Annotated in this window: 6 protein-coding genes and 1 pseudogene; 5 read left to right on the top strand and 2 right to left on the bottom strand. The window is 43.1% G+C overall.

Going from position 1 to position 7871, the window contains the following annotated elements:
- Positions 1–312: 312 nt before the first annotated feature.
- The gene (locus DEH07_06625; protein ID HBY04207.1) at positions 313–1473 is read left to right on the top strand and encodes a hypothetical protein; all 1161 of its coding nucleotides are present in this window, start codon (positions 313–315) and stop codon (positions 1471–1473) included.
- A gap of 1374 nt (positions 1474–2847) precedes the next feature.
- On the opposite strand, the pseudogene DEH07_06620 reads toward DEH07_06625, so the two are convergent.
- Both DEH07_06620 and DEH07_06615 read right to left on the bottom strand, forming a co-directional pair.
- Positions 2848–3282 (bottom strand): annotated as a pseudogene (locus tag DEH07_06620) (site-specific integrase).
- Positions 3283–3286: 4 nt separating this feature from the next.
- A complete protein-coding gene (locus DEH07_06615) occupies positions 3287–4168 on the bottom strand; it encodes a hypothetical protein (protein HBY04206.1) in 882 nt (293 codons plus the stop codon).
- Between the two features lie 177 nt (positions 4169–4345).
- On the opposite strand from DEH07_06615, the gene DEH07_06610 reads away from it, so the two are divergent.
- From DEH07_06610 to DEH07_06595, 4 genes are all read left to right on the top strand, one after another.
- On the top strand, positions 4346–4543 hold the full coding sequence (locus DEH07_06610; protein ID HBY04205.1) for a hypothetical protein: 198 nt from the start codon (positions 4346–4348) through the stop codon (positions 4541–4543).
- Between the two features lie 2 nt (positions 4544–4545).
- The gene (locus tag DEH07_06605) at positions 4546–4779 is read left to right on the top strand and encodes a DNA-binding protein (protein HBY04204.1); all 234 of its coding nucleotides are present in this window, start codon (positions 4546–4548) and stop codon (positions 4777–4779) included.
- A 19-nt stretch (positions 4780–4798) separates the two neighbouring features.
- On the top strand, positions 4799–7468 hold the full coding sequence (locus DEH07_06600) for a hypothetical protein (protein HBY04203.1): 2670 nt from the start codon (positions 4799–4801) through the stop codon (positions 7466–7468).
- A 175-nt stretch (positions 7469–7643) separates the two neighbouring features.
- The coding region (locus DEH07_06595) for a hypothetical protein (GenBank protein HBY04202.1) at positions 7644–7871 on the top strand (228 nt) is incomplete at its 3' end.

The following is a 7871-nucleotide window of genomic DNA, read 5'->3' as shown; positions in this document are numbered from 1 at the left end:
GGCGCTTGTCTAGCGATTAACGAAGGGGTGAATTCGTTAAGGGAGCAAGTACCGGACGTACCCGACGAAAGAATCAGCTGAGACATCCCTAAAGCGGATTAAAAGGGGCTGAATAACGATAAGTCCCCTGCCAGGAATGATCACCAGGCTTCAGTAAATGCCATATTTGACGCTGAATAAAAGCGACAGGTAAAAGAATACTTATCAGTTAACTAAACCCGCTTAAATCGCAAATATGAAGACGGTATAACCCCGGTTAAAGTATTAAATTCGAACCATGAGTAAAATAATAATAATTTGGAGGCGGCAAGGGTGGCTAAGAAAGCGAAAAAAACACGGACTGCAAACGGTGAAGGCGGCATAACTCAAATGAAAGATGGCCGGTGGCAAGCAAGGATGAGTGTTAAGGATCCTGTGACCGGCGAAACCAAAAGATATGCTTACTATGGCAAGTCAAAGATTGAAGCACATGACAAGCTGGTCAAAGCTCAGAACGATGTTAAGTCCGGGAAATTTATCGTTCCGCAAAAGGATCACTTCGGGACCTGGCTGAACATATGGCTGACACAGTACAAAAAGACCAGGCTGAGAGCTTTAACCTTTGCTTTATATGAATACGTGTCCAGAAAACACATTACCCCGAACATTGGAGACATCCCGCTTCAAAAGCTTGAAACAAAAAACATTCAACGGATAATAAACACGCTATACGAAAACGGCAAGTCTCTTACTTTAATTAAGCATGTTTACCTTATCACGAGCGGAGCCCTGCGGCAGGCGGTAAAAGAACAGAAAGTTTTCCGGAACGTGGCTGACGCCGTTGAGTTGCCCAAAGGTGAGAAAAAGAAGGTTATGCCGATGCCTAAAGACGATGTAAAAAAGTTTCTCGAAATAGCCAAACAAAGCAAGTATTATCCCGCTTTTATCCTGGAAATAGGTACGGGTATGCGGCGCGGTGAGATATTAGGCTTATGCTGGAAGGATATTGATCTTGTAAACGGCGCGCTGACAATAAGACAGTCCATAAACAGAATCCAGTTACCCGATGGAGAGAAAAAGACGCAGTTGATATTCCAACCACCAAAAACCGAGAGAGGCCAGCGGGTTATCAAGCTAAAAAGCAATGTCCTGAAAACCTTAAAGGAATACCAGCTTGCAACGGGTAGCAGAGATAAACCGGAGAAGTTGGTTTTCTGTAACGAAAAAGGCGGCCCGCTTGATCCGAGAGCTTTTACACAGAGATATGAAACCCTTCTTGAGAAAGCCGGGATACCAAAGACGAGCTTTCACTCCCTGCGGCACACTGTAGCGGTCCTGCTTCTTCAGGCCGGTGAAACAGTAAAGAACGTCCAGGATTTATTAGGACATGAACGGTTTAGTACAACGATGGACATTTACGCCGAGTTTATGCCGGAAGAAGAAAAAGACAAAACCGCTGAGAAGATAGACACCCTGCTTGAAGAATTAATGTAAAAAACCCACTAAAAACAGCAGGGCTTCACAGATAAATTACCAGGGAGTAATACACCTGGTTTTCTATTTTTAGGCTTTAAAAAACTCTACTGGCATAATATTTGGCATAAAGTCCACTTTGGCATAAAACAAAAAGCCCCGGAGGGCTTGGTAAATCTGGCGTGCCTGGAGGGACTTGAACCCCCAACCTTCTGATCCGTAGAGTGGTATTTAACTTATTCTAACTTGTTGTGAATTGCTGTAACCCTTGGTATTGCTGGATTTGTTATTTTGAACTTTTGGTAACTTAAAGTAAATTTTGGCTACTTTTTGGGGTCGTAGTACCCAATTAGTACCCAATCAGTACCCAATATTTTTCAGTAAAAATGCTTGAAATTAATCATTCTGGGTACCGCTTATTATAGGTTTAATTTTATCTTTAGAGAAAAGGTTCTGAAGCTTGTCGGCGGCTTCCCGATCAGGCCTTCTTAAGAAGTGACTGTAAATATTCGTTGTGGTTGTGGCTTTCGTATGGCCAAGTCTTTTGGCCACTGTCTGGATGTCCACACCCTGCCCGATAAGCAGGGAGGCGTTTGTGTGGCGCAGCCCGTGGAACTTGACCTCGGGGAGGTTGTGACGCCTTCTGAACTTTCTGAACCAGCTTGTTGGTGTAGTGGGGAAAATCGGCTGCCCATTCCATTTAGTGAATAATCGGTCGCTGTTCTTGTCCCAGGCATCCCCGCATTTAAGCCGTTCCTCGTTTTGCCAGGCCTTATATTTTTTCAATAGGTCCATGACCAGGGGAGGCATGGCCATAATTCTTTTACTGCTTTCATTTTTGGGCTCTTTCGTAAAGATTCCCTGTCCTGTTAGGTATTGAGATGCCCGGCAGACCTGCAAGAGATTGTTTTTGAAGTCAACGTCAGCCCATTCCAGGCCTGCGATTTCCCCTAAGCGGCTTCCGGAATAAACTGCTAAATAGACCATCGTTTTATATTTAAGCGGTTCATTATCAAGTAGAGAAAGCATATACTCGGTCGTATCTTCTTCAAAATGAGCTGCCTCTTTTTTCTCCGCTTTTGGAGGTTTTACCCGCGCTGCCGGATTACTCAAAATACATTGCCATTGTACGGCAGTATTCAGGATTGCGCTAATTAACCTGTGATGATGTCTTATGGTCTGGCCCGAAAGTGTCCCGGCTTCCTGGGCTGTGAAAAGATCCTCACGTTTCATTTTTAAAGCGGAACTTAAAGCTTCAGCCACTTTGGAGGTTATTGAATGGCCGGCGCGTACACTGCTTATAGTATTTGTGCATACCCTGGATAGTCTGCTTAAATCAACCAATTTCAATTTTTTCTGTTTAAGTAAATTTATAAACTCGGGTTTTGCGGTATGCTTCACATCACGCCTGATTCCCTTTTCCCGGAGGTTTTCATAAAATTGCAGTAAATGGGCAGGCTGCAGTTTTTCTAGTTTGATATGGCCCATTGCCGGCAGGATCCTTGTAAGTAAGTCTTTGTAATGGCTTAACGTCTTTGGCGCTAAATTAACCTCTGCATAATCCTTTAACCAGCGTTCGACGAAATCAGAAAAAGTTATTTTGCCGCCGTCCAGGTACAATCCGGTTTCTACTTCCTGCTCAAAGAGGGCAGCCTGCTTTTGGAGCTCTTTTTCGATTTTTTCAAGCTGTTTCGGTGTGGGGCTTTTGAATATGAGGCTGGGATCTAATGAAATCGTCTTCCTCTTGGTCAATTTTTCCCCAGTGCCGTTATACCCACACGATACCGTTACCCGATATGAATTTTCTCCCCGTTTTACAATGGATGCCATAAGATTATTTACCTCCTTCTGTATTCAGTTTTATCTTCTTGCCGTTTATACATTTAACTACACGGTAGCTATTTCCGCAATTATCAGAACAATATTTCATATTTTTTCTGTGTTTTAAAAAAGGTTTTTTACAATTTTGGTTTTTGCATTCCGCTAGCCCGTTTTTTTCATCAATAAGTTTTAAGGCATACAGAATATCTATCATCTCTAATAAACTATCGGCTTTCCAATTCAAATAAGCTTTTCTTATTTCATCAAAATGAACATACAAATCAATATTTCTGATTTTAAAGCGACAATCAAATATCTTGCGTATATATTCATTATCAGGCAGGTTTTCGATTTCTTTTATACGCTTAAAATCTTCTATGTTTTTAAAGTTAGTATATAAATCACATGCTTTTTTAGCTATCCAGCTGACGCATTCAGAATAATTATTATCATATTGTAAATGTTCATCTTCGTTATGGCGATCTAAAGAAGGAGACTGTCTATTTAATAAGGGGAAATATTCACTAATATACTCCGGGAGTATTTTTTCCTTAGTATATTCTCCATTATCATCCCGGAGAAATATTCTCCTTTTCTCTTTTGAATGTACTCTAAACCTGGAATACTGAACAAATGTAAGAAACCCAAGTAAGCCGTATTTCCTAACAAGGCTTAATGCTCCATTCATTTTTAGATTGTTTTCTAACCCTTCAAAAATTAACTTACCATACTCAAGATAATCTGTAATTAATCTATCACCTACATTACATGGGTTATATATTGTTCTTTCTGCTCCCTGTGCAGGAATAATATATATCTCATTTCCGCTTTTAAACGTCTCATACCTTGAGAATTTAAACCAAAATGCATTTTCCCCATAAAAAGTAGGCAACATAGGCAACCCTGGCAACAGATATATCCCCCTTCCTTTTTAAAAATTTATTTTAAAATTTAACGGTCATTAATGGTATTGTGATTTGAAACCATTATTGTCCTTGAGGTATACTTTACCAAGGTTGCAGACGCTTGTCAAGCGTCCGGCACATTTAGTTAAAAAAAGGGGGGTAAAAGTGTGTACAATACGCTGAATAAAATACTGACTGAGCGTAAGATTTCTAAAGCACAACTAGCCCGGAGGGCCGATATTAACCAGTCGGATATTTATGCGGTACTTGCGGGAAAACGTCCGGCTTTTCCTGCCTGGCGGCGGCGTGTAGCTGCGGTTCTGGGTGTTCCCGAAGGAGAGATCTTTCCTGAGAGTGAGGCGTAAGCATGGTAAGGATGAGAACGATCAACCAAGCTATTAGGGAAATCAAACAAGTAGATCCCGGAAGCTGCGTTTCTGAGTGGTGGCTCCGTAAATTAGTTAAGTCTGGAAATTTAAAATCCCATAGGGCTGGGAATAAATTCTTGCTTGACATGGACTATCTTGATGAATACCTTAAAAACCCGCCAACTACAGACAAACCCGAACTGCAAACCGGTATCCTGAGGCGGGTACAATAGCACTTCGAGGAGCTTAAAGATGCCAAACGTTGTAGAAAACAGCCCAATTGAATTAAGGCAAATTGCACAATGGGTTTGTTATAAAACTAAACCTAAAGACAACGGCAAGACTGATAAAATTCCCTATAATCCGAAAACCGGCAGGATGGCGTCAACCATTAACTCCAAAACTTGGGGAACATTTGACCAGGCTTTAACAACCTCCAAGAATGGCGGCGGTTATGCCGGCATTGGGTTTGTGGTTACTCCTGATATAAGAATTATCGGTATTGATCTGGATGGATGCCGCAATAAAGAGACTGGTGTTATTGAACTCTGGGCGCAGGACATCATAAATCAACTGAGTAGTTACACTGAAGTAAGTCCCAGCGGGACGGGCATCAGGATTTTCACGCGTGGCACAATTAACCTACCCGGCCGGCGCAAAGGAAAGATTGAGTGTTACAACTCGGGAAGATTCTTAACTGTTACAGGGAATCATGTAGAAGGTACGCCGATCGGCGTCATGGATAGATACGCCGAGGTTGACGCCTTTCACCGGGAATTTATAGCCCAGCCGGAGCAGGAAACAAGCCACCCGGATCCTTCAAGGGGCAGTGTGGATCTTGATGACGCTGATTTAATAAACAAAGCTTGCCTGTCTAAAAACGGGGAATTGTTTCTGAAGCTATTCTCGGGAGATTGGACAGGCTATCCTTCACAGTCCGAAGCGGATTTAGCCCTTTGTAATCTCCTGGCATTTTGGACCGGCTGCCAGGCTGATCAAATGGAAAGTCTCTTTAGACAATCCAGTTTAATGCGCGAAAAGGTTGATAAGCATCCTTCATACCTAAAAAATACTATCCAGAGAGCGATCAACGGCTGCACGGAAGTTTACACGGCGGGCCGGACAAGCCCTGAAAAGGATTTTGGCGGCCCGCTTGATTGGAACGCTATTATTGGCAGCGCTCAGGAATCAGAACAGGAATTGCAGGCTGACGCCGGTATCGAACTGGATGACCAGGATCTGATCAATCGAGCTTGCCGGGCCAAAGCAACTGGTGAACAGTTTGAAAAACTTTATTCCGGGGATTACTCAGATTATGAAGAGCAGGAAGAAGCAGACAGGAAATTTCTTGACCTGCTGGCTTTTTGGTCAGACAAGAACGCTGGACAGATGGAAAGAATTTTCAGGCAGTCCGGACTATGGCGGGAGAACATAGAAGATTTACCAGGACTGATCCAAACAGCTATTAAACACTGCCACAGAACCCACAAGGTTTATAACAAAAGTGAGCTACAAAAACGCCTCCAAACCTTTCGTCCTCACAAGAACGAGCGTTATCCAGCAACTGATATTGGTAACGGAAACCTATTTGCAGATTGCTTCAAGGGCATCGCACGGTATGAACCCACCCGGAAGAAATGGTTTGCATTCAACGGCAAAGTATGGAAACCAGACAGCGGCAACCTGCAGGCCATGCAGTTATGCAAGACGCTTGCTAACGAATTGATGATATATGCTTTGTCGATTCCGGACGATGGGGAAAGACAACTGTATATGGAGTTCGCAGGAAAATGGCAATCCCGGCATTACCGGGAAACCATTCTTAAGGATGCAACGAGCGTTTATCCCGTATCTATAGAAGAATTTGACGTCAATCCTTGGATTTTCAATTGTATGAACGGGACTTTAAACCTGGAAACCGGCGAATTTTATACTCACCGTCCGGGCGATATGCTGACGAAGCTATCTGGTGTAAATTACAAACCAGGGGTACGGTGTTTACGCTGGGAGCAGTTTATTGGTGAGGTGATGGAAGGCGATCGGGATAAGGCAGTTTTCTTCCAAAAGAGCCTGGGTTATACATTGACCGGCGACACCCGGCACGAATGTTTCTTTATACTATACGGTCCTCTAAGCCGCAACGGGAAAAGTACAGCAATGGAAACGTATCTGCGGCTTGTGGGTGACTACGGGAAGACGGCAAGTCCGGAAACGATAGCTCAGAAGCAGCACGCAGATAGCCGGGGACCAAGCGAGGATATCGCAAGCTTGGCAGGGGCTAGGTTCGTAAACTTAAGCGAACCCGATAAGAAGTTAGTCCTAAGCGCGGCGCAGGTAAAGACTATGACCGGGAGGGACAAGATTCGCAGCAGGTTCCTTCATGAAAATTCGTTTGAATTCTATCCTCAGTTCAAGTTGTTTATTAATTCGAATCACCTTCCGGTAATAGCTGACGATACCATATTCAAGTCTGGCCGGGTAAAAATTATTACTTTTGAGCATCACTTTGATGAGAATGAACAAGACAAGGGACTGAAGAATGAACTCACAAGTTCTGAAAACTTGAGTGGAATTTTGAATTGGTGTATTTCAGGACTGCACCTAATAAAGGAAACCGGATTTGATATGCCCGAATCCGTCATATCGGCAACGGCTGAATATCGAAGGCACAGCGATAAGATCGGGCGCTTCATTGATGACGAAATGGAGGCTGTCCCGTTAGCTGAAACCAAGACAAGTGATGCTTATACCAGGTATAAAACATGGTGTTCGATAAATGGTTATTATCCAGAAAATGCCATGAATTTTAAGGCCTTGTTAAGCGGCGTCGCCACAATTATAAGAAAGCGTCCACAGGAGGGCGGCGGAGCGACACCTTTAGTTCTTGGATACCGTCTAAGGCATGATTTTACTGGGTTTTAGGGGTATCCACAACCCCTTTGTAGCGGGTTGTAGCGGGTTTTACGGGTCGTTTTAAAAATGCCTCTCGTATAGAAGCTACACATAAAAGTCGCTACAACCCGCTACATAATGAAAAAAGCCTTTATCACCAAGGCTTCAGAGGCCAGGGAGGTTGTGGTTATCATGTAGCGGGTGTTTGGCAAAAAATGTATTCAAAATGGAAAATAAAGTAATCAAAAATCACTGTGGAAATATAGAAACTCATAAAAAAATCAGGAGGCAGTCAATGACCTTTAACGAGATGACCAAGACAGAACCGAGACTAAAGCAGCTTTATAATAAGGCCCGCATGGTTGACGGATCGGGGAAACATTTCTGTGCGAATTATACCTGGTATGAACTTTTTAAGCCTCAATTGTTAGAC

The sequence above is a fragment of the Desulfotomaculum sp. genome (assembly GCA_003513005.1).
In the GTDB taxonomy this organism is placed as follows: domain Bacteria; phylum Bacillota; class Desulfotomaculia; order Desulfotomaculales; family Nap2-2B; genus 46-80.
The sequence above is the reverse complement of the archived record's forward strand: the minus strand, read 5'-3'. Positions and strand labels throughout refer to the sequence as shown.

What these genes read in the sequence shown, in the direction of transcription:
- DEH07_06605 (HBY04204.1), top strand. Translation starts at nt 4,546, where the DNA reads ATGGTAAGGATGAGAACGATCAACCAAGCTATTAGGGAAATCAAACAA.
- DEH07_06600 (HBY04203.1), top strand. Translation starts at nt 4,799, where the DNA reads ATGCCAAACGTTGTAGAAAACAGCCCAATTGAATTAAGGCAAATTGCA.
- DEH07_06615 (HBY04206.1), bottom strand. Translation starts at nt 4,168, where the DNA reads ATGTTGCCTACTTTTTATGGGGAAAATGCATTTTGGTTTAAATTCTCA.